This is a genomic window from Nocardia sp. NPDC056541, from assembly GCF_042794235.1.
GTDB lineage: Bacteria > Actinomycetota > Actinomycetes > Mycobacteriales > Mycobacteriaceae > Nocardia.
Genome location: NZ_JBHTUD010000011.1, coordinates 15,145 through 40,006 on the forward strand (window position 1 = coordinate 15,145; position 24,862 = coordinate 40,006).

General features: G+C 61.7%; 14 protein-coding genes and 3 pseudogenes. 6 read left to right on the forward strand and 11 right to left on the reverse strand.

Annotated elements, in window-relative coordinates; translation table 11 throughout:
* Positions 1-33 precede the first annotated feature (33 nt).
* The 3 genes from ACFQ9R_RS20255 to ACFQ9R_RS20265 all read right to left on the reverse strand — a co-directional run bounded on the left by ACFQ9R_RS20255 (position 34) and on the right by ACFQ9R_RS20265 (position 1,854).
* Entirely contained in the window at positions 34-414 is a 381-nt protein-coding gene (locus ACFQ9R_RS20255; RefSeq protein ID WP_378992426.1) for a hypothetical protein, read from the reverse strand.
* 23 nt (positions 415-437) lie between these two features.
* Positions 438-965, reverse strand: coding sequence for a DUF3558 domain-containing protein (locus tag ACFQ9R_RS20260; protein ID WP_378992428.1), 528 nt, complete (start codon positions 963-965; stop codon positions 438-440).
* A gap of 568 nt (positions 966-1,533) precedes the next feature.
* Complete coding sequence (locus ACFQ9R_RS20265; RefSeq protein WP_378992430.1) at positions 1,534-1,854, reverse strand: transposase; 321 nt, start codon at positions 1,852-1,854, stop codon at positions 1,534-1,536.
* Between the two features lie 41 nt (positions 1,855-1,895).
* On the opposite strand from ACFQ9R_RS20265, the pseudogene ACFQ9R_RS20270 reads away from it, so the two are divergent.
* Positions 1,896-3,235: pseudogene (locus tag ACFQ9R_RS20270) on the forward strand (IS30 family transposase).
* On the opposite strand, the gene ACFQ9R_RS20275 reads toward ACFQ9R_RS20270, so the two are convergent.
* The 7 genes and pseudogenes from ACFQ9R_RS20275 to ACFQ9R_RS20305 all read right to left on the reverse strand — a co-directional run bounded on the left by ACFQ9R_RS20275 (position 3,168) and on the right by ACFQ9R_RS20305 (position 8,910).
* On the reverse strand, positions 3,168-3,875 hold the full coding sequence (locus tag ACFQ9R_RS20275) for an IS3 family transposase (protein ID WP_378992431.1): 708 nt from the start codon (positions 3,873-3,875) through the stop codon (positions 3,168-3,170). The pseudogene ACFQ9R_RS20270 and the gene ACFQ9R_RS20275 overlap by 68 nt on opposite strands.
* A gap of 2 nt (positions 3,876-3,877) precedes the next feature.
* A complete protein-coding gene (locus tag ACFQ9R_RS20280) occupies positions 3,878-4,051 on the reverse strand; it encodes a hypothetical protein (RefSeq protein WP_378992691.1) in 174 nt (57 codons plus the stop codon).
* Positions 3,970-4,182, reverse strand: coding sequence for a transposase (locus ACFQ9R_RS20285; RefSeq protein ID WP_378992433.1), 213 nt, complete (start codon positions 4,180-4,182; stop codon positions 3,970-3,972). Before ACFQ9R_RS20285 ends, ACFQ9R_RS20280 begins: the two co-directional genes overlap by 82 nt.
* A 1,397-nt stretch (positions 4,183-5,579) precedes the next feature.
* The gene (locus ACFQ9R_RS20290) at positions 5,580-6,038 is read right to left on the reverse strand and encodes a DDE-type integrase/transposase/recombinase (protein ID WP_378992435.1); all 459 of its coding nucleotides are present in this window, start codon (positions 6,036-6,038) and stop codon (positions 5,580-5,582) included.
* Positions 6,039-6,323: 285 nt separating this feature from the next.
* Positions 6,324-6,578, reverse strand: coding sequence for a transposase (locus ACFQ9R_RS20295; protein ID WP_378992436.1), 255 nt, complete (start codon positions 6,576-6,578; stop codon positions 6,324-6,326).
* 132 nt (positions 6,579-6,710) lie between these two features.
* Positions 6,711-7,007: pseudogene (locus ACFQ9R_RS20300) on the reverse strand (transposase family protein); the annotation flags it as partial.
* A 76-nt stretch (positions 7,008-7,083) separates the two neighbouring features.
* Complete coding sequence (locus ACFQ9R_RS20305) at positions 7,084-8,910, reverse strand: hypothetical protein (RefSeq protein ID WP_378992437.1); 1,827 nt, start codon at positions 8,908-8,910, stop codon at positions 7,084-7,086.
* Positions 8,911-9,211: 301 nt separating this feature from the next.
* Here ACFQ9R_RS20305 and ACFQ9R_RS20310 point away from each other — a divergent pair.
* Positions 9,212-10,354 (forward strand): annotated as a pseudogene (locus ACFQ9R_RS20310) (IS3 family transposase).
* Positions 10,355-10,695: 341 nt separating this feature from the next.
* Here ACFQ9R_RS20310 and ACFQ9R_RS20315 read toward each other — a convergent pair.
* Positions 10,696-12,612, reverse strand: a complete 1,917-nt coding sequence (locus tag ACFQ9R_RS20315; RefSeq protein WP_378992439.1) for a DNA/RNA helicase domain-containing protein — start codon at positions 12,610-12,612, stop codon at positions 10,696-10,698.
* Between the two features lie 543 nt (positions 12,613-13,155).
* Between ACFQ9R_RS20315 and ACFQ9R_RS20320 the strand changes: the two genes are divergently transcribed.
* From ACFQ9R_RS20320 to ACFQ9R_RS20335, 4 genes are read left to right on the forward strand one after another with little or no spacing between them, the layout of a single operon-like run.
* Positions 13,156-16,566, forward strand: a complete 3,411-nt coding sequence (locus ACFQ9R_RS20320) for a helicase-related protein (protein WP_378992440.1) — start codon at positions 13,156-13,158, stop codon at positions 16,564-16,566.
* Positions 16,567-16,624: 58 nt separating this feature from the next.
* A complete protein-coding gene (locus ACFQ9R_RS20325) occupies positions 16,625-19,453 on the forward strand; it encodes a DUF1156 domain-containing protein (RefSeq protein ID WP_378992441.1) in 2,829 nt (942 codons plus the stop codon).
* A gap of 1 nt (position 19,454) precedes the next feature.
* Complete coding sequence (locus tag ACFQ9R_RS20330) at positions 19,455-21,296, forward strand: DUF262 domain-containing protein (RefSeq protein WP_378992442.1); 1,842 nt, start codon at positions 19,455-19,457, stop codon at positions 21,294-21,296.
* 1 nt (position 21,297) lies between these two features.
* The gene (locus ACFQ9R_RS20335) at positions 21,298-24,669 is read left to right on the forward strand and encodes a Swt1 family HEPN domain-containing protein (protein WP_378992444.1); all 3,372 of its coding nucleotides are present in this window, start codon (positions 21,298-21,300) and stop codon (positions 24,667-24,669) included.
* Positions 24,670-24,862: the final 193 nt, after the last annotated feature.

A 24,862-nucleotide genomic window follows, 5' to 3' on the forward strand; every position in this document is an offset into this window, starting at 1 on the left:
CTGTCGGGTCGACTGGTCAGCGGCAGACGTGGATCAGTAGCCGTTGCCCAACGCGTTTGTTGCCTGCGCTTGGGCTATTTGCTGGTCCTCGTACTTTTTCACAGAGATTTCGATGGTGTCCCGGATCAACGTCAGCACCTCGATGTGCTCTTTGAAGGCGGTGTCGAAATCACGCTCTCCGCCAATGGCCTTCATGCCGAGCATCTTTGCAAGCTCGTCAGCTGCATTGAACCGGCCGAGACCAGACACGGAGGAGACGTACTGTAGGTCGTTCTTCAGTTGGACAAAGAGGTCGATCTGCTTGTTGCTTGCGTCGCGACAACTTGTCGCGACCGAGGGGTCGAGGTAGAGGCGGCCTGCCTTCGCCTCTTCGTTCAGATACTGCCAGCGGGACTTCTCGTCTTCTGAAGTCATGACACCCCCTGATTTCGAAAGTTCTATTTGGGAAAGAGCGGGACGATCGCTTCCGCGATCGGTTGCAGTCGTTGGCATGGCGGCACTGACTTCTCTTTGACGCCGCTGTTGAGCATGTCGAGTTGCGTGAATCCAGTCGACGTCGGAAAGACGATCGAGCAGTCTTCGTTAGCGTCGTAGTGGCTTTGCCGGAACTGCACACCGTCGCGGCCTGCGATCACGACGTCCTTGAACTCGATGTTGGTCGACTTCGCCCGCACTTCGTCGACCGTATGGATCGTTGAAAAGACACCGATGCCAAAGCCGGAGGGGTAGTTAGCGTCATCCCACGCGCAGATCTTCCAGCCTGGCTCTTCTGCCCCGAGGATGCCGGATCGCTTCGACGCCACGTCGAGCCCCAAGCTGGTCAACATCGAGTCCGGGATCTGACTGCACGGATCCCACAGTGCCGCGGCAGCCGCCGCTGGGTCAGCCGAACTCGGCTGTGCGTTCCCGCTCTCGGTGGTGGAACACCCCGACACCGCGAGTACCCCACACACCACCGTGGTCACCACTGCAGACCGTCGCCGCACGAGCATCCTCCGTCTTTCCCGATCACTGAGCCATACCGTCCGGCGGACCCCGCTCCAACCCCACGGCCGCTCCGAGTACTCCCGACACCCGGCCACCCCGTCCTTCCGCATAGCCTACGACACCGCCCCACAATTTCACCCTGGCGAGTTCCCGTCGCTCGTGAGACGCCCACAGTCGAGCCATGCTCCATCGTGTGAGCCCAATGTGCAAAGAAGATGGCACTCCTTCACGTCCTTAGACGCACCGAAGCCCCTTCCGGTTCCATCGATTTCACCGCACGGACCAACCCTGTCGTATCCGCTACGCTCGGCGATTGGCACTGCGTGCCGCAGGTCTTTCCTGCCGGTTCTTTTCGGTGGTTTCGACCTGGTCGATCAGGTTCGACATCGCAGGTCACGGGCCAGGGAGTGCCCGCTGACCCGGGGTGGCATCACACGAGGGGCGGGCACTGAATATGACAAGCGCAGGCGGGGAACTCGGCATTTCCCCGGACAAGATCAAAACCCACGCCACCAATGAGGTTCCCCCGCTAATCCGGAGAGCGGATTATCTGGTTCCAGCAGGAACCCGGTGATGATAGCTGGCTTCGTACTCGTCGGGTGATCGCCAACCGAGCTTCTTCTGGATCCGCTGGGTGTTGTACCAGCCATCGATGTAGGCGAAGAAGGCGTTCTCGGCGTCTTCCCTTGTCCGCCAACTGTTCCGATACACCAACTCGGTCTTCAAGGTTGAGAAGAAGTTCTCCATGAGAGCGTTGTCGTAGCTGTCGCCGACAGACCCCATGGATTGTGCTATTCCGTTGTCGGCCAGGCGGTTAGCGAAACGGATCGCCGTGTAGGCCTCAGGCTCAACCGGTGGACGCAACACCCGAGGTAACGGAGGGTGTTTTGGGACGGCCGTCAGACTGGATGCGAGAAGTCACCGGACGATCACCGATGCGATCGCCGGGTGCTCCTGGGCACCAGCGCTCGATGGAGCGCCTCTTCTGGGACAAGATCGCTGAGGGCCTGTTGCCGACGGAAGCCGGTGTCGCAGTAGGGGTATCGCCTGTCAAAGGGACGCGATGGTTCCGCGATGCTGGTGGGATGTCACCGTATTCCTGGAACCCGCCTGGCGGCCGCTACCTGTCGTTCGCCGAGCGTGAGGAGATCGCGCTGTTGAGAGTGCAGGGCAAGGGTGTACGGCAGATAGCGCAGGCGCGGGTCGCAGCCCGTCGACCATCTCTCGTGAGCTGCGGCGCAACGCAGCGACCCGCAGCGGCAAGCTCGACTACCGCGCCTCGGTGGCTCAATGGAAAGCCGAACTGTTCGCCCGACGCCCAAGGCAGCGAAACTCGTTGAAAACAAACAACTTCGGGACTATGTCCAGCAGCGCCTGGCCGGGCGGATCGCCGATGCGAACGGCCGGGTTGCCGCCGGGCCGGCGACGGGGGACTTGGACCGGCCGCAACAAACCACACCGCGCGGACCGGCAATGGGTCCAGGCATGGAGCCCCGAGCAGATCGCGCGGCGTCTGGAGATCGACTTCCCCGACGACAACTCGATGCGGATCAGCCATGAATCCATCTACCAGGCGCTATACATCGCCGAGCGCGGTGCCCTCGATCGGGAAATGATCCTGACCCTGCGGACCGGCCGGGCACTGCGCATGCCCCGGGCTCGGTCCAAACGCGTCGCCTGGGCCCACATCACTCCCGAGGCGCTGATCGGTAACCGGCCGGCCGAAGCCGAGGACCGCGCGAAACCGGGCCACTGGGAAGGCGACCTCATCATCGGCACCGACCGCTCCGCGATCGGCACCCTCGTCGACCGCTCCACCCGATTCACAGTCTTGGTCCACCTGCCCCGCGAGCGCGGATGGAGGAAGACTGCACCGGTCAAGAACGGCACCCCGCTCAGTGGCTACGGAGCGTCCTCGATGAACAAAGCGCTCCGGGCGGCGTTGACAAAGATTCCCGAGCCGATGCAGAAGACCCTGACATGGGACCGGGGCAAAGAGATGTCGGGCCATGCCGAGTTGACTTCGAAGACCGGCCTCCCGGTCTTCTTCGCCGACCCTCACAGCCCATGGCAGCGCGGAACCAACGAGAACACCAATGGCCTTCTGCGTCAATATTTTCCGAAGGGAACCGACCTATCGCGGTGGACGGGGAAGGACCTCGCAGCCGTCGCGCACACGCTCAACACGCGACCGCGGAAGGTTCTCGGGTGGCGGACTCCGGCCGAGGCAATGGAACAGCATCTATAATCGCTTCAACAACGAAATGTTGCGTCGACCAGTTGAATTCACCGGCCGACCCACGGTCGGAATGATGAACCAGCTGCCCGTCCCGGACATCTCGGGTCCAGACCGCGTACTCGAGAGCTCCGAGGACCAGTTCGGTGTCGCAACGGTCCGAACACTTCCAGCCTACGATCCGGTTCGAGAACGCGTCCCGGACCGCGGCCAGCCAGAACACGCCCTCACCGCAGACGATGCGGGTGGCATCGGCAACCCACAACCGGTCCGGCTCGCCGGCAGTGAAGTCACGATTCACCAGGTCCGGAGCTGGGGTGGCACGCCGATCCTGGCGGGTCGAGCCCAGCCGCCACTTCCTGTGCAAGAACGCGCCCTGCAAACCCGCCCTCGCATCAGTCGCTCGACTCGTTTTGCGTCCGACCGAGAACCCGCGCCGAGCCGGCATCGCGTGGACGCGTGGTGACCCGTAGGTTCCGCCGGAGCGGGTATGGATGTCAACGATCTCGGCCAGCAGCACTTGATCGGCCAGTTGCCGCCGTGACGGCGTCTGCGCCTGCCGCAACCAGCCGTAATAGGTCGAGGACGCGATGCCCAGAACCCGCAATACGAGCTCGACCGGGTGCTGTGGATGTTCGCTGACGAACGCCACGATCACAGTCGGGTCTGGCCGAGCTCCGAGGCGAAATACGCACTCGCGTCACGCAATACGGCATTGACTCGCTCCAGCTTCGCGACCCGCTTCTTCAGGGCTCGGTTCTCGGCCAGCATGTCGGTCGTCGGGCGATCGTCTCGCTCGCCGACATCAGTCTCCGCTGGCGAATCCACAGCCGCAACGCTTCGTGATGCACCCCGAGCTGCGTTGCCAGCTTCCGGATCGTCGGCTTCGGGTCCGACTCCCGATACAGCCGCACGGCCCGCGCCTTCAATTCGTCCGGGTACTTCTTCGGTGCTGCCACGAATGACTCCTTCCGGTCCTATCGGACCACAGTCAGAGCTCTCCGAGAAAGCGGGGGAAGCTCAGATGGCGGCACCGCAACGGATGTGACTCGTGGCCAGACGCTCGCCGCATCGGTGCTGTGTCCGGTCAGTAATTCGTAATCTGTTTGCTTGATGCTTTGCCATACGTGTGTCGGTGGTCACTTGTAATGTCGGGTATGCGCGAAGTGCGCGAGCTGATATTCGGACGAAGCGGGGCCGTGATGGTACGTGACTGGTATGCGAATCGGGCGCACCGAGGCGATCAAGATCCGCGGTTCGATCCGGCAAACAACGATCCGCGCGATCCGCTCTAATTCGGTGCGGTCCAAGAACAGCGCGCAACTGGTGAACCTCGTCGTGGAGGTAGAGCGAAGCGACGTAAGGCCGCGGTAAAGGGGCGGAATGCGCGGGCTATGCGGGGCGGCGATCGGCAGGTTTCGCCACCTGCCAAGGTTCCCTCCGGTGACGAGAGGCGTACTACCGTTGAGGCGATCGTTCTAGGCGTCCTACGCGTGACCCAGAGCCAATCTTAGGGCAGTACCAGCGGGCAGTCCGAGCAGTGGGTTATGAGGAGCTGGACAGGGCGGCTGAGGTCAGAGCAATCTTCCAGCGGATCGCGGCAAAGAGACGCGCCCGCCAGATGCCCGCCAATGTTCAGAAGGGGCGGCCAGCGCGGGTTGCCCGACTGCGGGCGGCTGACAATACGGTGAGAGCGGTGGCCGCGGAACGGTGTCCATCCTGCGATGTCGTACCGGACAGGCTGAGTGGTGCGTGTCGGTGCGGGTGACCGCTGATCACTTGCTGTCACGGTCGGGATAGGAAGGGTCTGAGGCTTCCACGTAGGCGTGGGCGATGTCGAAGTGCTCTACCGCTCCGATGGCCGGATGCACGTCACGGTTGGGTGGCGGAACTGTCGCCGTCGAGATGGAGGAGTTGGCGCGGTTTCCGGCGTGGTAATCGGGCCTCTGTCGTGGTGGTCTGCTGAATAGCCTGTGCTGCAAGACAATCGTGTTGGGCTACACGTGGGATATGATTTTGCTCGTCGTCGAGCTCAAGCGGTGGAGTCAAGCTGAGCTGGCGTACAACAGCGACCGAATCGTGCGGGCGAGTGGGCTGTCGGACGAACAAGCACATCCGATCGACCAGGTGCGCGGCAACTGCAAGTACCTCGCACAGTACGTCGAAGTTTCCACGACCGTCCGGAGGTGGTACACGGCGTCGCCTATCTGCACAACGCGACCGAGAACTCGATCAGCACGCGCAGAGCGCGACAACCGGATCGGTTGGGCCGAATGTTCACCGCTGACGGGCGCGAGGATTTTCTCAGGTTCTTGACCAGCAAGCTCTGATTGGGCCCAAATTGCGGGTCCACCGGCTATGCGAGTTGTAGCGGTTGCTGAAACTCGGTCAAGGAATGGAATACCTCGCACGACAAGAATTCATCGCGGAAATGCCCATTGAACGACTCGCACACGCCGTTCTGCCGCAGTGATCCAGGCTCGATGAACGAGGCATCGAGACCGGTGAACCGGCACCAATCCCACATCGCGTCCACGGTCATCTCGGTGCCGTTATCCATCCGGATATGGGCCCGCACCCGGTCAGTGTCGGCGATGATCCCATCGAGCACACCGACGAGCTGGTCGGCGGTGCAAGATCGAAATGCCCTGATGGCCAACGCCTCCTGTCTGAACTCGTCGATGACGTTGAGGAACCGGACCCGGCGGCCGTCGACGGTGACATCGACCTGGAAATCCAACGCCCATTTGATCAGGCATCGTTGCCCGCAATCGCTGGTTGCGGCCGGGCCCGATCCGCCGCTTCTTCCGAGCATGAGGAGGTCGTTTCAAATGCTTCCTCCCGTCAAAGTCGTTGGGTGCATTGATAGTTAGTGACCAAACCCTCGCCGCAGCACAACGCCTGGGCTTTGCGCCATCCCCACCGCGGATGTTTGGCCGAAATTTCGCGTAGTCGAGCACGCAACATCGTGTCGACCTCGGTGATTGGTGGGTGGTCGGGGTGCACCGACCTGGACTGGCCTACGACCGCGCAGGCGCGCCGTTGTGACCCCGAAACCGTTGCTGCAGAAACTCGACGGCTCTGCGACGTCGGTCCGGGCTCAGAAGTTTCCGATATCGAGAGGGCTTGCTCGGCGACCAGCTCCTTCAGCCGCGCGTTTTCCCGCTCGAGCTCCTTGAGCCGTTTCGCGTCGTCGGACTTCATTGCCGCCGTACTTGGCCCGCCAGCGATGCCAGGAAGCCTCGGAAATCTCGAGGTGCTTGCACACCTCTTCGATCGAGAAGCTCTGCCCGATCAGCTTCTCGCCTTCGCGGAGGTTGCGGATGATCTGCTCGGGGCTGTGTCGTCGTGCCATGTCGTGTCCTGGTCCTCCTGCACCCATTGTGGTGCGTCAAGAACTCTCACATCCACTGGACCTGCTCAGAGGGCTCCAGTCACACCGCCGGACCTGGCCGGTCAACCGTGCGGCGCGTCGCTGATACCGCTACAGCACACCGGGCACCTACTCGCGAAACATACTGCGGCAGTTTACCATTGGGCACAGCCGACGAACCCGTACCTTCACCACCACCGGGCGACCGTCCAGCGGCACGCCCGTCACTGTCCGCTGGTGGTATCCGTGAACCCGCACAGACTCGGCCCCGCAACCTGGGTATTCGGCCGGGCCGTCAGCCGCCCGCGCTCGCACCAAGTCCTGCGTACCCTCATCTATCACTTCCTCTACCACGAGCGGAAGCAACCCCGAAAATGCCACGGCAGCAGGCATATTCACCTCGCACACCATTACATCGTTCCGTCACGAGGGCGTCACCACCGGAATGGGGGCAGAGCCCTCGTTCTTACAGTCCCGGGCGGTTCCATCAATTGGTCTTTGAAGTGGGTAGGTGAGGGCCGATATAGCCGACGTAGATCTTTCCTGAGTGCAGGATGTCATCGAGATAGTGCATGCGTGGGCTGATCATGCCGTATTGGGCGATCTTGAAGTGAGCGCCCATGAAGACGCGTCCATCGGCATTGACGTTGCTGGGCACCGGTAGCATCCGAGGCGTGCGGTACTTCCGGTTGTTGCGCACATCGGCGGATTCGTCACGCGCGTGCTTGTTCGGAGGGAATCCGTGTAGTTCGCCGGGTGTGCCGTTCAGATACGCCTCCACGTTGCCGGTCCAACTCCCGGCCGCACATGAGCGAGCATAGTCACGGAGCGCCAGCAGCGCTTCCCAGCACAGACCCGCCCAAGTGCCGAGGTCGTCGTGGTCGTCGAGCCCGCGTGTTACGGATGTTTTGCCGGTGAACTCCAGGCGTTCGAGCTCTCCGAAGCGTTCCAACAAATCGTCGAATCCTTGTGGCCAGATGTCCTCCGCTGTCGACGGAGGTTCCCAGGCGGTGTCCGCCTTCGCGACGCGGGCGAGTTCGCTACGCAGATGGCGCAGCTGACGATCGCTCTCAGCACGTTCTGTTTCGGCGATCGCACGGTCTTGCTTCTCGTCGTCGAGACTTCGGCGCAGTTGGGCAATCTCATAGTCGCGTAGATCTGCCTCGTTTTCGAGTCTGTGAAGGCGGGTGCGCACAGAGGTCGTGGCTCGCGTGAGCCGATCTACGGCCTCTGCGCGGGCGCCGAGCTCTTTGACGACGGCTACGGACAGCTCGCCCGAGCCGATCACCTCGATGACCACCCGGCGGAGTGCATCGAGAACCACCTCATCGACTGCCGGTGTGATGCGCGTTGTGGTCGCAAGTGGCACCGACGGCACGGGCACTTCTGGAATGGTCTCGACCTGCGTTGCGACGTCGAGGGGAAGATCGGGTCGCCGCGGCGAGGCGTCGAGCTGTTCGAATAGATGGGCGTCGAGCTGCTCGCGCAGGCGCCGATCGAGCCGGATTACCGCACTGGGTAGAGAAGCGGTCAACGACAGTTCACGGGATCGTCGTCCGAGCAAGCTCTGCAGGACCCGCACGTCATCCCTGACGATTCGGCTGGTGCCGAGTACCCGATGCCGGACAGACTCGAGAGGATTGGACAGGTCTGCGCCGGGCTGGAAGGTGCGGACCGTACCGGGATCCACCCGATGCGACTGTGGCGTAAGAGCATTGAACTCGACGGTTGCTTCTGCGTCGAGTACGTAGGAGGCCGCCAGGCCAACGGTCTCTTTCAAAAGCTTTCCGACGTAGCCAGACCACTTGTCCACCGGTAGATCTGGCGACGTACCCGCAATGAACAGATGTCCGCGACGGTCGAGATCCGTGAGTGCATCGATGACGGAGCCGGCTTCGTCTACTCGAACGATGCGCGGTCCAGCACCGAGTAGGTGATTTCCGTCTCGGCCGTGAAGCACCGCGAGCAGGTCGCCCGCGAGGCGTGGTGTCTTTGCCGAAGGACCTTTCTCTGGACTCTCCAGATCGATCCATACCCAGCTGTCGCGCTCCGAGCGGCCCTGGTGGATCGTCAGCTCGGTAACCCAACCTGCGCCCTGAACGAACCGATACCGAGTAGTCCGTGTCCCGTCACGGGGCTCTTCGGACAGTGCGACGCCGACAACCTCCGGGGCGATGTCATTTGCGGCACCGAATCTGAGTGCATCGATGTCCCACTGCTTAGACCGCAACCATGAGTTGAGCTGCTGGGTTGCCAGCTCGAGCAGCCTTGGCTCATCCCGAACGCGAAAGAACGAACGGTACGCGAGTGGCATTGGGTCAGATCTCCTTCAAGCTACGACGGTCCATCTCGGTTGAACTGGGCCATAACAGCTTTCCTTAGATTCACAGCGGGTGCGTGAACTCTATCGCCGGAGTACGACAGGGTTGGCCACGAATGCTCGGACCGAGGCTGACCTGCTGGGTGTCGCAACGCCTGAGAGGGTCCAAAGTCAACGACACAAGGCTGTTGCGGATGCGCGGACTTGCCCGCGACTGGCGTGGCCCCCGTGGATGAGACCACCCGGTTTAGAGTCCTGTTGGCCCCGACGTGGGCTGGAAGGAACACTGAGAGTCATGGCTGGTCGGAAGCGGCATTCCGCGGAGGACATCGTGCGCAAACTACGTCGCGCGGACGAGTTGACCGCGGAAGGCTAACAGGCGAGCAGATCGCCGCTGAGCTGGGCGTATCCGCGGCGACCCTGTACAACTGGCGCCGCCAGTACTCGGGCATAAACACCGACGCCGCCAAAGAACTCAAAGAGCTACGCGAACAGAACGCCCGACTCAAGCGGCTACTTGCCGATGCCGAGCTGGAAAAGGACGCGTTGTGTGAGGTCGCGAAGGGAAAATTCTGAGCCCAGCCGCTAAACGCCGCGCCGTGGACATGCTCAAACACACGTTGAGCATGTCGGAACGGTTGGCGTGCAAGGCCGTTGGGCTCGCTCGATCCACCTACCGGCGGACACCGCTGGCGCAGACTCCCGCCGATCCAGACGCCGATTTGCGGGCCTGGTTACGCCTTTACGCCACCAAACACCCAGGCCACGGATTCCGGCGCGCATGGGCAGCCCTGCGTCATGACGAGGGGCGGGAGGTGAACAAGAAGAAGGTCCACCGGCTCTGGCGTGAGGAAGGCCTACAGATCCGGGCACATTCCCCACGCAAACGAGCCGGCACGTCCTCGGTGCCACAGGTCGATGCTGATGCCCCGAAAGTGGTGTGGGCGTTGGATTTCCATTTCGATTCCACCGTCGATGGCAAGGCGGTGAAGATCGCGTCGATGATCGACGAACACACCAGAGAATCGCTGCTGCACCTGGTCGAGCGGTCGATCACCGCCGACAGGTTGGTCACCGAGCTGGGCAAGGTCTTCGACGCGGCCGGCGGCCCGCCGAAGGTGTTGCGGATGGACAACGGGCCGGAGTTCATTCTGTTGCGCTGCAACAGTTCTGCGCGAGCAGGGTCGGGTTGTCTTATATTTCGCCGGGCACGCCGTGGAACAACGGTCATATCGAATCGTTCAACCGCCGGTTGCGGGTGGAATGTCTCAACCGCAACCACTGGACGAGCTTGCTCGAAGCACGGGTGGTGATCGGCGACTTCAAAACCGAGCACAACTTACGGCACCGTCACTCGGCGCTGGGTTATCTGACCCCGGCCGAGTACGCTGCCCGCTGCAGCCACCGCCACCATCCGGTGGCGTGCGGCATCAACTGATACGGATCGAACACAACCCGGGCTCTACTACCGGGTGGACTCGATATCGGGGACCTGCCACCGGTCACAGCACCGGAGACGGTCATGGGCCTCGCAACAATCCGATCAGACTGAAGGATACCTACATCCACACGATCGACGATCGTGAACCGGCTCTGCTCGCTAGCCCACAGGTTTCTACCGGCGACTCGGGACCTCCCCAGATCTGGTCGGCTCGCGGATTGTGGTGTTCAGACCGCGAGTGAGGCCTGATTCAGGCTCGACCGGTGCAATCCGGGACAAGCCTCGCTGACACCGCCGACGGTGGTGGGTCGTGACCGAACTACAGCATCTCTACACACCTATGAGCCAGCAACCAGTTCCGTGATGAACTGCTGAGTCTCCACGTCGGTCGAGTAGATGACCACACCGCGCATGGCACGCGTCAGCAAGACTCGATATACGTTGCGGATCAACTCGTCGGACCGATCGTCGTGCAGGTTCTTCAACCTCATCGGCTTGTCCAGATTTTTCTCCCTGACGGTAGCCAGTCGGCCATTGCGGAACACCAGGTCCGGCCCGATGATGACGCCGGCCCAGTCATATTCGAAACCCTGGGCGGTGTAGATGCAGCCCACCTGTCCAAAGCCAGCGGGGTTTGTCGCCCAGTACGGGCTCGAAGGTGCACCAGGGAGCTCCCGATTAGCTTTGGAATTCCACGGCATCGACCACGACCCGATCTGAATGTCGTCGACCAACGTGCCATCTGGCTTCGGATCGCTCCACGGCCAGCAGTATCCGGCAGTAATTCGCGCCGTAGCACCCGCTTCGAACTTTGTGCGCAGATAGTCCTGCATTTCTTGCGGCGACTGCGCCACCCGGACCTCGAAATGCTGATCACCAGGCCAGGTGGTCGGCCCGCCTGCCCGCATCCTGAGGAGTCGCCGCACCCACTCGTCGTATTCCTCGCTACCGCCGCACCGAAACTGCCCCGACAGTGAGATGGTATAAACCACGTTTCCCGCGCGTGCGGCATGCGCTTGGATCTCATGATAGGTCCCGACCTCATCCGGGCGGACGACCTGATGCTCGTCCAACAGGAACACCGGGACCCTGGCAGCGTTCATGAGCTCATCGATCTGTGGCCGAGCTTTGCGCTTCTCCCGTTCATCCTTGGGTGTGAAGCGATTTGTCGACACCTCGCGCACGCGGTGCGCCTCATCGCAAATCAGCACATCGAGCTCGTTGTTGCGATAAGACGCGAATGTTCGAAAATAATGGAAGAGGTTCTTCTGCGCTGTTGATCCACGTGCCGGATATTTCCGAAGCGTCTGGGTGAACGCGCTCGATCCGGTCGCATGCAGGACCCTGAACCCACCGCGGCCCAGTTCACCGAGCAATTTCACCGCGATCAGGCTCTTCCCGCTGCCTGGACCGCCCGTCACGATCACGACGCTCTTCCGCGACTGCTCGTGGGCCAAACGCACTTGCTGGAGAACCCGCTCGACGGCCAACTCCTGATTGTCGAGCAGCGAAAGTTCGGACGAATGGCGCAGTTCCGACGCAGTGAACTCGAACAGGTGCGGTCTCGGCAGGACTTTGCTGTTCAGCAGCCGCTGCCCGGCATCGCTCGGCGTCGGCGAGAGTCTGGCCGCGAGAAAGTTCTGAAACTCGACCTGTCCTTCGCCGGTGAAGAGCCTGCCGAATTGGTCGCCGTGCCTGGCTCGCAAGGTGCTGATCGACTTCTCGGTCGCATTGTGCAAGTAGGCGGCACCGTGGAGGGCTTGCGGCCGATCGTGCAGGACCTCGATGTAGCGCGAGAGGTACTGACAGTACCCCCTTACCTGCTCGATCGGATGAAGCTGGTCGTCGCGCACGTAACTCGCGCGGACGATGCGATCGCTGTTGTGGGCCAACTCGGCCTCACTCCACTGCTTCAGCTCCACCACCACATAGCTGTCGGAGCCGGTCATCGGATTGGCACCGGCGAGAATCACGTCAGCGCGCGAACCCGTCGTCGGCAGCCGAAATTCGACCAGCATCTCGACATCGCCCAAACCTGCAGCAACCAGGTCACCGGCAATCTCAGGAAGGCTGGACCGCCACGAATTGGTCTGAGCATTGTTCTGACCCGGCTTCCACCCCTGGCGCTCGATGATCATATCGACGAGCACTGCCTCGAGCGACCACTCCAATACCTCTGCCGCAGTCGTCCGCAGAGCCCTCTCCAACATGCCCAGTACCCCCTGGCAGCACGAAACCTCGTGCAGCAGGGGCATATCCGATCAGCGGAAGCCCGTCGGGCCGCAACCTAACGACCAAGATCGTAGCGCATCTCCGTCGCCACTCCTCGGCGCCGCCTGGGCCGCGCGAACGCCTACGCCAGTGTTGTCACTGTGCCTCGATCTCTCGAATCTGCGACGCCAGTTCGATGACACGACGATCCTGTTCGCCGTAATGGACCGGCATCTGGGTACAGCCGTCGCAGTCGAGTCACGGCGGCCCGCACGTCGCCCATGCGCGCGTCGCAGTTCGCGCGTTGCCATTGGCAGTACATGACCTGCTCGTCGCATGGCCCACGTTCGGTCGTGAGCTCGTCGATAAGTTCGCGGTATCTCTCTGCGGTCCGGGAGAAGCCTCACTGTGATTTCGTAGTTGGCTGCTCAATCAAGAGACCGCGAGGATTGATTGACCGTGTTCGATGTCCCCGAGCTGCCGGCTAGACCCGAACGCTGCAACGATTGCCGACGAAACGGTGGGGATGGCGAAGCTGTCGGTAGTCCCGAGTAACGTTCGTGCGTTGCCAACCAGGAGGTTCATTCGTGCGGCTTGAAGAGCTGAAGCCCGGTCTGCGGATCGACGGGGTCATCCCCGCTGAGGTGATCACTGTCATCGCCGCGCAGTGGCACGGCTCGGATGCACTCGAGCTCACCTACAAGAATGCTGCGGGCGGTCTCGGCCAGCAGGTCGTGTTCCGAAAGGACCAGGACAACCTCAGCGTCGCCCAGAGCGGCAGTCGCGCGTTCGATGCCGCTGCCAGCGACTTCAAGCTCGTTGCTGAGGCCCAGCGCATCTCCCTGGCCGGACTGTTCGACCCGATGCTCGCGGTCGCCACCAGCGACGTTCAACCGCTGCCGCACCAGATTCGCGCGGTGTACGGCGAGCTCCTGCCGCGGACCCCACTCCGGTTCCTCCTTGCCGACGACCCCGGCGCAGGCAAGACGATCATGGCCGGTCTCTACGTCAAGGAGCTGCTGCTTCGCGACGACGTCAAGCAGTGCCTGATCATCGCTCCCGGCGGTTTGGTCGAGCAGTGGCAGGACGAGCTCTTCTTCAAGTTCGGTCTCCGCTTCGATCTGCTGACCAACCAGCTCATCGATGCTCAGGCGAATTTCAACGTCTTCGAGACGAACCCGCTGCTGATTGCGCGGATGGACCAACTCTCGCGCAACGAGCAGCTTCAGGCCAAGCTCAAGGAAACCGAGTGGGACCTGATCATCGTCGATGAGGCACACCGGATGGGGGCGCACTACTTCGGCGGAGAATTGCGTAAGACCAAGCGATTCCTACTCGGCGAGATCCTCGGCCAGATCACCCGCCACCTGCTCCTGATGACCGCGACACCGCACTCGGGCAAGGAGGAAGACTTCCAACTCTTCCTTACCCTGCTCGACCGCGACCGGTTCGAAGGCAAGCAGAAGAAGACTGCCGATGTCAGCGGCATCATGCGCCGCATGGTCAAGGAAGACCTCCTGACTTTCGAGGGCAAGAAACTCTTCCCGGAACGTATCGCAGAGACGGTCCCGTACGAGCTGACGGCGCTCGAATACGACCTCTATGAGAATGTGACCCACTACGTCCGCGAGGGTATGAACCGCGCCGAGCGTGTCGGTGGCAAGCGCAAGAACACAGTCGGCTTCGCATTGACAGTCCTCCAGCGACGCCTCGCGTCCAGCCCGGAGGCGATCTACAAGAGCCTCGTTAGACGCTCCGAGCGCCTGGAGCGCAAGAAGCTCGAGATCCAGAACGGCACCTACCGCGACAGCGAACCGACCATCGACGTCAGCGACATCGATGACGACGAATTCAACGCCGAAGAGCTCGAACAGATGGAGGAGGAGCTCCTCGACACAGCAACCGCCGCCCGTACGGTCGCTGAGCTCAACGCTGAGCTCGTCGAGCTCGGTGACCTGATCAATACCGCGAGACTCGTACGCGAAGCCGGCACCGACCGTAAATGGACCGAGCTGTCGGCCATCCTCCAGGACAACGCGCTCGTCACCGACAAGAACGGTTGGCCGCGGAAGTTCATCATCTTCACCGAGCACCGCGACACACTCGACTACCTAAAGGGCAGGATCGGTTCGCTCCTCGGCAAGCCCGACGCAGTCCGCGCAATCCACGGCGGAGTACGCCGCGCCGAACGCCGTCAGATCACCGAGGAGTTCACCAAGAACCGCGATTGCCAGATCCTGCTGGCCACGGATGCAGCTGGTGAAGGTCTCAACCTCCAGGCCGCGCATCTGATGGTCAACTATGACCTCCCGTGGAACCCGAACCGCATCGAGCAGCGTTTCGGCCGTGTTCACCGCATCGGCCAGGAAGAGGTCTGCCGCCTCTGGAACCTGGTTGCCTCGAACACTCGCGAGGGCGAGGTCTTCACCCGGCTGCTGGAGAAGCTCGAACAGATGCGGCAGGCATACGGCGGTAAGGTCTTCGACGTCCTAGGCGAGGCCTTCACCGACATCCCACTGCGAGATCTGTTGCTGGAGGCCATCCAGTACGGCGAGCGCTCCGATGTGAAAGCCAAGATGCACGAAGTCATTGACGCCTCCGTAGGCGAGGGGCTCAAGGACCTGCTCGATGAGCGAGCCCTCGCCTCCGAGCACCTCGCCGAAGCCGACCTCCACGCGCTGCGGGCCGCGATGGACGAAGCACGCGCGCGCCGACTGCAGCCGCACTACATCGAGCTCGCCTTCAAAGCCGCGTTCACCAAGCTCGGCGGTCGCATTGTCAAGCGTGAACAGGGGCGCTACGAAGTCGCGAACGTCCCGCAGCACATCCGCGCAGCTGGCACTGGGCCGATCGCGACGAAGTACGACCGGGTCACCTTCGATCTCAGCCACGTCCAGTCTGGGGACCTGACCCGAGCCGATCTCCTGGCGCCCGGCCACCCGTTGCACGACGCTGTCATGGGCGAAGCGATCCGCAACTTCGGTGGCGCACTTAGCCAGGGCACGATCCTCGTCTCCGCGACCCTGGAAGAACCCCATCTCCTCGTCGGAGTCGTCGAAGAGGTCGCAGACGCCACGGGTGGGTCGGTCGCGCGGCGCTTCGCCTACGCCTATGTCGACCAGCTCGGCACCGTCGGTCCCGCTGGCCCTGCGCCTTATCTCGACTGCGTGGCCGCACCTGAGGGTCCTGTCGTTGACGCCGCCCGGAGCCTGGCTTGGCTCGGCGACGCCGAGGACAAGGGCATGAGCTGGATCATCGCCAATCAGCTTCCGGAATACCTCGCCGAGGTTCAGCCGCAGCGGCTTGCGGAGCTTGAGAAGGCCCGCTACCTGGTGACAAAGCGACTTAGTTCCGAAAGCGAGCGCCTCCTGCTCGACGCTGCAGTGGCATCGGAGAAGGAGCAGAAGGGCGAGAAGCCCAAGGAATCCTCCGACAGCCTCAACCGGAAGGCCGTCGAACTCGATGTCCGTCTTCGCAAGCGCCTCGCCTTACTTGACCAGCAGCTGCTCATGTCGACAAAGCCGCCACACATCGTCACCGCGGCACTGGTGTTGCCCATCCGGATGCTCGAAGGTGAGATTCCGGACAACGCGCCCATCCACGCGAAGGAGACCAAGGAAGTCGAGCGCCGGGGCGTCGACCTTGTTCTGGCCCGCGAGCGAGAGCTCGGTCGCAGACCGGTTGAACAGGCCTTTAGCAACAAGGGCTTTGACATCCTGTCGACCGATGCCAACGGCGACACCTATCGGGTCGAGGTCAAGGCGCGCATCGAGGGCGCGAAGGACTTCTTCGTCACACACAACGAAGTTATGACGGGCAAGAACGCGGTTCCGCTGTACCGCCTCGCGCTGGTGAGTGTCGACCCTCGCGGTCCGCAGTTCGATGAGGTGAGGTATCTGGGCGACCCCTTCGCGACTACCGACCTCGGCGACTTTGAGGCCACCGGCATCCGCGGCAGCTGGGCGAAAACCTGGGCGAAGGGCACACGGCCCTTCTGATGCTCCGGGCCCCACGAATCACTCGCGCTCCAAGCTGTCGGGACCCACCGGTAAGTTCATGTATACGTCGCGTGCCGCATTGTCGGCGAGGATTCGCCCGTTGTCTCGGGCACGAAGGGTCGAGGAACTAGTGCACAAGCGAAAGCTGATCGAGGTGGCTTTGCCGCTCGAGGCCATCAACCGGGAGTCCGCCAGGGAGAAGGCGATCCGGCATGGTCACCCCTCCACCTTGCATCTGTGGTGGGCCCGGCGTCCGCTTGCAGCCGCGCGCGCAGTTCTCTTCGCCCAGTTGGTCGACGACCCGAGTGCTCGGCCGGGCGAATTTCCGACGGAGGAGCTCCAGCGGAAGGAACGGGACCGGCTGCACTCGATCATCGAGAGACTCGTAGTTTGGGAAAATGTCCGTGACGAAAGATTGCTTGATGAGGCGCGTCAGGAGATTGTGAAGTCGACGGACGGAAATCCACCGCAGATCGTGGACCCATTCGCTGGAGGCGGCACGATTCCCTTAGAGGCCCAGCGGCTCGGGCTTGAAGCTCAAGCGTCCGATCTCAACCCAGTAGCTGTGCTGATCAACAAGGCACTCGTCGAGATCCCGGCAAAGTTTAGGGACCAGGCTCCAGCGTTTCCGGAACTCGCAGGTTCGCAGATCCGGATGTGGAAGGGGGCAGAGGGGCTCGCAGCGGATGTGCGCGCATATGGAACATGGATGCGAGATCAAGCGCAGCAGCGGATTGGCCAGCTCTACCCAACGGCCGTGCTGGCCGACGGCTCGCAAGCTACTGTCATCGCTTGGATCTGGGCCCGGACCGTCAGATGCCCAAACCCAGCATGCGCGATCGACTTGCCGCTTGTGAAGTCGTGGTGGCTCAGTAAGAAGCGGGGAAAGGAAGCATACGTCGCGCCCCAAATCATGGGATCGGCTGACGATCCTCCCGGCCTTCGTGTCGAATTCCAGGTGATTCAGGGGAGCAGTGGCGGCCCCCCAGAAGCAGATGACGGCACGGTCGGGAGAACTGGAGCAACCTGCGTCTCCTGCGGCACCGGGGCGTCACTTGCCTATATTCGTGAAGAAGGACGGGCTAAGAGGCTCGGAAGCCAGTTAATGGCCACGGTTGCTGAGGGGAATCGGCGTCGCCATTACGTTAGTCCGACAGCGGACCACGAGCACGCAGCAGAGGTCGATGCGCCATCCGACTCGGTCGCTGGAAGCCTCGGCTACTACCCGAGGGACCTGAAGGCGCCGACTTATGGTTTCACCGATTTCTCCGATCTGTTCACGCCGCGTCAACTAACCGCCCTCTGCACCTTCAGTGAGTTGGTAGGGGAGGCGCGGTCGCGGGTAGAAGCCGATAGCGGGTCAGCCGCTTATGCAGATGCTATCGTTACCTATCTCGCCTTGTCGGTTTCACGTTGTGCCGATTACTGGTCTTCCATTTGTAGTTGGCATAACACAGGCGAGAAGCTTCGCAATGTATTTGGTCGCCAGGCGATCCCGATGTCTTGGGACTATGCCGAAGTAATGCCATTCTCTGAATCATCCGGTGGCTATTCAGGGCAGTTGAATTGGGTGGCAAAGGTGGTTGATTGGCTGCCTGCGACCAGATCGGCCGTGGTCTGCCAAGTGGACGCGGCGACCAATGCTGCGGTTGGTGTGATCTCCACGGATCCGCCCTACTACGACAACATCGGATACTCAGATCTCTCTGACTTCTTCTATGTGTGGCAGCGTAAAATGTTGCGCTCCATCTATCCTGAGTTATTCGCAACCCTTCTCGTTCCGAAAGCCGAGGAGCTCGTTGCGAACCCCTATCGTCATCACGGCAAGTTGGGCGCACAGGAGTTCTTCGAGACCGGTTTTCAGCAGGTGTTTGCGTCGGCGCGCAAGTCAGCTTCTTCTGACTGGCCGATTACTGTCTACTACGCCTTCAAACAGAGTGACGCTGACGAGGCAGGCCAGGCCTCAACCGGCTGGGAGACTCTTCTTGAAGGCATGATCGGATCCGGTTGGGAGATCACATCGACTTGGCCGATGCGCACTGAGTCGAGCGTTCGGCTGATCGGCAACAAAAAGAACGCGCTGGCATCGTCGATCGTCCTATCGCTTCGCCCGCGCCCCATCGACGCCCCGACCACAGATCGGCGCGGTTTCATCCAGAAACTGGAAGCCGAACTGCCTGAGGCACTCCGGAAACTGCAGCAGGGCCAGATTGCACCCGTCGACTTGCCTCAAGCAGCGATCGGGCCGGGGATGGCTGTTTTCAGCAGGTACGCAGCTGTCCTTGAGCCCGACGGCAAGAAAATGACGGTTCGCTCAGCGTTGGCGCGCATCAACGAGATTCTTGATCAGGTGCTCAATGAGCAGGAGGGTGACTTCGACTCGACTTCACGGTTCGCCATCGCCTGGTACCGCCAACGCGGATACACCGTCGGCCCATACGGCGAGGCGCAGAGTCTGGCAAATGCCAGAAATACCAATGTCGAGAGCATGGATCGCGATGAGATCCTTACGAGTCGTGCGGGGAACGCCCAGTTGATCAAACCCGCTGACCTGTCCTGGAACTATGACGTCCTCAAAGACATGCACACCAGCAACTGGGAGGCGCTGCACCACCTGATCAAGGTGCTGGAGCGTGACGGCATCGCGCCGGCGGGCGACTTCTTGAAGGCTGCGTTGAGTCGCCCAGACGGTGCTGTCGACGCCGACCTGGTGAAGGAACTTGCCCACCTGTTGTTCCGCATTGCGGAGGGCAATGGTTGGACGAAGGATGCGCTGAGTTTCAACACGCTCGTCACGAGCTGGCCCGAGATCCTTGAAGTTGCCCGGTCCGTGAAGAAGCCAGTCGCACAGCAGGATGTGTTCGACTTCGACGAGGAAGACGATTGACATGGGCTTTCTCGCTCCGATGTACGAGCTTGGCGAATATCTGACGTGGACGCGGTCCGGTGAGATCCAGCTCCCTGACTTCCAGCGTGGTTACAAGTGGGAAGACGAGCGAATCCGGCAGCTGCTGGTGACAGTTCTGCGCGGTCATCCCCTGGGGGCCGTCATGTTGCTCAAGACGGGCAACACGCAGGTTCGCTTCAAGCCGCGCGCGATCGAGGGCGTCGACCTTGCCCCGGGCACCGAAGCGAAGTTCCTCCTGCTCGATGGCCAGCAGCGCCTGACGTCGCTCACTCAAGCGCTCAGCGGCGATGGCGCGGTAGCCACCAAAGACAGCCGCGGCAAGCTGCTTGACCGTCGCTACCACGTGCACATGGAAACCGCACTCGTCGACTCGAACCGGGTCGACGAGGCACTCATCAGCATCCCCACGAGCGGAGTGGTCCGGACGAACTTCGGCAAGGACGTGGTCCTTGACCTGAGCGACCACGACAAGCAGCGTGAGCACGGCTACTTCCCGCTTCACCTCCTATACGGCGACTACATGAGCTGGATTCTTGAGCTTGACGACCGGGAACTCGGCAAACGTTTCCACGAGCGGTTCATCAAGCCGGCAGCGACCTACGACATTCCAGCAATCGTTCTCGACGAGAGCACGGACAAGGCAGCCGTCGCGACCGTCTTCGAAAAGGTCAACATCGGCGGCCTGCCACTGAACGTCTTTGAGCTGCTCACGGCTGTCTTCGCGGGAGACGCCGGCTACTACGAGACGTCGGGTGAGGACTTCCGCTTGAACGACGACTGGAAGGAGACCCAGCTCAGATGGTCGTCCTTTCCGGTGCTCGCTGCGGTAGAGAACACCGACTTCCTGCAGGCCCTCACGATGCTTACCACCCGCAAGAGGAACCTCGCGGACCCAACTGACCGCCCGCCGGCGATCTCTGCCAAGCGCGAGGACGTCCTCAAGCTCACGTTGGCTGATTATCTCGAATGGCGTGACCAGCTCCGGGATGCGTTCGTCTGGGCGGCCACATTCCTCGCCGATCGCCATATCTTTGCTCCTCGTGATGTGCCTTACCCGAAACAGCTGGTCCCTCTGGCTGCAGTCAAGGTCGTTCTTGGCAAGGATGCCAACCTCATCAGTGTGAGCGAGAGGCTCATCCGCTGGTACTGGTGTGGCGTGCTCGGAGAGCTGTACGGCTCGGCGATTGAGAGTCGGTTCGCACGCGATATCGAGATGGTCCCGGCGTGGGCGCAAGACGAGTCAAAGGTGGTCCCGCGAACAGTTCAGGACGCGAATTTCACCGAGTCGCGTCTTCACTCGCTTCGGACCAGGAATGCCGCGGCGTACAAGGGCATCGCAGCGCTCATCCTCGCGGGTGGTGCGCGCGACTGGATGGAGGACAAGGCGCTCGACAAGGTGCAGTACGTTGACCTCGCAGTCGACATCCACCACATTTTCCCGCAGAAGTGGTGCAACGACACCGGAATCGATGACGAACACCGCGAGAGCATCGTCAACAAGACGACAATCAGCGCACGAACCAACCGAACGATCGGCGGCGTCGCACCGTCCTCGTATCTGAAGGTGATCGAGTCTCGCGCCCAGCTGGAGTCACCGCGCCTTGATGCGCTGCTCGCGATGCATCTCGTACCGGCCCATCTGCTGCGGACGGACGATTTCGTAGCCTTCTTCAAGACTCGCCGCGAGAGCCTGTGCAGGCTCGTTGAGGCCGCCATCGGTAAGAACGTCCAGCGCGATATTGATCATGGCTTCGCCGAGGAAGACTCGGCACACTTTGAGCCGGACGAGCTCAAAGATGACACCGTCACGGAGAACGATTGACATGGCACTGAGTAACCGCGACCGTATCGACCGCATGTTCCAAGTACTGGCGCCAGCACTCGATGATTTCATCTCCACTGTCGTCGGTCAGGGAGATCCGTCATTGGGAGCGGTCTGGACCAAGCTAGTGCAGGCAAAAGACAGCAAGAACGGCGCTCCGTCGACGAAGGCGTACGACGCACTGGACCCGCAGGTGCAATTCAGGATTTTGACCGAAGGCAACATCACCACCGGGTTCAAGCCGGGGTGGCGTCCGTTTAATCAAGCTATCGGCCGGAGCGGGGAGACCTTTGCAAACGAACTTCGCGAGGTGCGCAACCAATGGGCGCACAACGGCACGTTCACAGACGACGACGCATACCGTGCACTCGACACGGGCGAACGGCTCCTCAAACTGATCGGCGCCGGCAAAGATGCAGATGAAGTCCGGCTGATCCGCTTAAACCTGCGTCGCGTCACCGCCGACAAGGACGACAAGAAGGTACTTAAGGCCGCCGTCGACAACCCGGAGGCAGCTGGTCTTCGGCCCTGGCGCGAGGTGCTCCAGCCCCACGATGATGTGGCAACTGGCAATTTTCACGCATCGGAGTTCGCGGCCGACCTCTACAAGGTTGCCACCGGAGGCGAGGTCGATTCCGACTACGCGGACCCGGTCGAATTCTTCCGCCGTACCTACCTGACCGAAGGTCTCCGCAGCCTCATCGGCCGAGCTGTGCGCCGCCTCGCAGGCGACGACAACGCGTCTCCAGTCATCAACCTGCAGACCAACTTCGGTGGCGGCAAGACCCATTCGATGCTCTCGCTGTGGCACATTGCCGCAGGCCTGCCCGTTGGTAACTTTCCGCAAGAGACCCAGGAACTCCTGACTGTCAACGGCTACTCAGCCACCAAGGTCAATCGCGTTGCCATCGTTGGCAACCACTTCAGCCCGTCCGGAGTCACAAAGGACTGCGGCACCCATGTGAACACCATCTGGGGCGAGCTCGCTTGGCAGCTCGGTGGGTCAGAAGGCTATGCGGTCGTGGCCAAAGCCGACCGCGACAGGACCCACCCAGGCGAGGCTCTCCACCAGCTGCTGGCCAATTACGCACCGGCGGTCATCCTGATCGACGAGTGGGTTGCCTACGCGAGGTCACTGGTCGGTCGTGACGACCTTGCAGGAGGGACGTTCGACGACCAGTTTACGTTCGCACAGTCGCTCACCGAGGCTGCTAAAGGTACCAAAGGCGTATTGCTCGCGATATCGATTCCGGCGTCGGAGACCGGGGACGCCAACGACAAGATCGTTGCGGGCAACGCCGAGGAAGTTGGCGGGCAGAACGGCTTGGAGGCAGTCAAACGCCTCCAGAACGTCGTCCGCCGTGTCGCGGACCAGTGGCGCCCCGCCTCGTCGACCGAGGCCTACCACATCGTCAAGCAGCGACTTTTCAAGCAGCCGGATGCAGCAGCGCTCGCGGCCATTGGCGCAACCGCCCGCGCGTACGTCGAGATGTATCGCAAATTCTCCGACGACTTCCCGCGGGAGGCTCGTGACACCGCATACGAGAACCGGATTAAGCGGACATATCCAATTCACCCGGAGCTGTTTGACACCCTCTACGAGGAATGGTCGTCGCTAGAGCGATTCCAACAAACGCGTGGTGTCCTGTGTCTGATGAGCACGGTTATCCACGCGCTCTGGACCGGCGAAGATCAGTCGCCGATGATTATGCCCGCGTCGATCCCGCTCGCCACGTCGAACGTGAACTCTCAGCTCACGCAGTACCTCCACGACTCATGGAAGGCGATCATCGACGCCGATGTCGATGGCTCGAATTCCGAGCCGGCTCGTATTGATAAGGAGAAGCCGCTCTTCGGTCAGCGGGCGTTGACCAAACGCCTCGCGCGGACAGTCTTCTTCGGCGCAGCCCCGACGATCGCACCTGGGTCAGTCCACAAGGGCATCGGTGCCCAGCGGGTCTTCCTCGGGACCGCGATCCCTGGCGATATACCGGGAAACTTCCACTCCGCATTGACTCAGCTCGGCGACCGTGCGACGTACTTTTACTCCGGCTCGGGCAAGTACTGGTACGATGTCCAGCCCAATATCTCTCGGGCCGCTAAGGATCAGGCCGAGCGTCTTCACAAGGAAGATGTGTGGGCCGAGATCGTCCGACGACTCCAAGACCAGGGACGCAAGCGCGGCGACTTCGTCGGCGTCCACGTCTGCCCCGAGTCGAACGCGGACATCCCTGATACCGACGAGGCTCGACTGGTCATCTTGCACCCGAAGGTCGCCCACAAGAGGGGTGCGGACACAGCCGCAAAGGCGTTCGCCCACCAGGCCACTGAGCACCGCGGAAGCTCGAACCGGACACATCGCAATTCGCTCGTTTACCTCGCAGCGGACGAAGCGCGACTCGAAGAGCTAAACAGCGCGACCCGCGACTACCTGGGCTGGAAGCACGTACTTGCCAATGAGACCGATCTCGATCTGACCCAGAACCAGAAGAACCAGGCCTCGCAGCGGGCCACTCAGGCTGACCAGACAGTTACTGCACGTTTGCTTCAGAGCTTTACCTGGGCCTTGGTTCCTGCGCAACCTGATCCCGGCGCGCCGTTCTTGATCAAGGAGACCAAAGTCGAGGGTCAGTCTGACGCTCTTGCGGACCGCGTTTCGCGACGGCTGGGGAACGATGGTGACCTTTCGACGAGGCAGGCCGCGGCGACGATCCGTCTCGCGATCGGCAAGATTCCGCAGATCTGGAAGGATGGCCACGTCTCGTTGGGTTCACTGTGGGGGCTGTACGCCCAGTATCCCTATATGCCGCGCCTACGTGACCGGTCCGTTCTCGACGTTGGAATCCTCGATTTGCCGATGATCTGGCAGACGGACGCGTTCGCCCTCGCAGCCGGCTACGATGCGGACTCTGGGCGGTACATCGGACTCTGGACCCCGGAGGACAAGGAGAATGCTCCGGTCGCAACCGACTCGCTACTTCTCGTCCGTCCTGATGTCGCGCAGAAGCAGCGCGCGGACGAACCCGGGCCGGCACCGACACCGGAATCCGACCACGAGCAGGGTCCGGGCCCAGGCCCGTCGCAGGTCCTAAAGCCGAATAGTGGCTCGTCACAGACGCCGACGTTCGACATCGCCTGGCCGTCGCGGTTTTACGGGGTGAAGACCCTGAACTCCGACAAGATCGCGCTGGAGTTCAAGAACATTGCCGACGAGGTGCTTGCGCACCTTCGTTCTGGTGAGAACACCAGCGTCACGGTGCGGATCGAGATCGAGGCGACTGACTCCGAGGGCTTCAACGAGAGCCGGGTTCGAACCGTGTCTGAGAACGCGAGGACGCTCAAGTTCGATCAGTCCGGGTTCGAGGAATCCTGAGCCAGCAGGCCACGGGGCAGGTTGACCTTCAGGAGGTCATGATGCTGGCGACCTACACGCTCACCGGTACTCGTGCCCCGATGCACCAGTACCGGTGGGGGTGTAGCGGTGTCTCGGATGTGCGCCACTTTCGCGCGAGAATGCCGTCATACGGCGGAGCAACAAGGCGACATCCGACACCGCCTAGATTGCG

Bases quoted from the DNA above. Each gene is read 5' to 3' on its own strand.
- ACFQ9R_RS20330 (WP_378992442.1), top strand. From the start codon at position 19,455: ATGGGCTTTCTCGCTCCGATGTACGAGCTTGGCGAATATCTGACGTGG.
- ACFQ9R_RS20325 (WP_378992441.1), top strand. From the start codon at position 16,625: ATGTATACGTCGCGTGCCGCATTGTCGGCGAGGATTCGCCCGTTGTCT.
- ACFQ9R_RS20295 (WP_378992436.1), bottom strand. From the start codon at position 6,578: ATGGCACGACGACACAGCCCCGAGCAGATCATCCGCAACCTCCGCGAA.
- ACFQ9R_RS20305 (WP_378992437.1), bottom strand. From the start codon at position 8,910: ATGCCACTCGCGTACCGTTCGTTCTTTCGCGTTCGGGATGAGCCAAGG.
- ACFQ9R_RS20315 (WP_378992439.1), bottom strand. From the start codon at position 12,612: ATGCCCCTGCTGCACGAGGTTTCGTGCTGCCAGGGGGTACTGGGCATG.
- ACFQ9R_RS20255 (WP_378992426.1), bottom strand. From the start codon at position 414: ATGACTTCAGAAGACGAGAAGTCCCGCTGGCAGTATCTGAACGAAGAG.
- ACFQ9R_RS20335 (WP_378992444.1), top strand. From the start codon at position 21,298: ATGGCACTGAGTAACCGCGACCGTATCGACCGCATGTTCCAAGTACTG.
- ACFQ9R_RS20290 (WP_378992435.1), bottom strand. From the start codon at position 6,038: ATGCTCGGAAGAAGCGGCGGATCGGGCCCGGCCGCAACCAGCGATTGC.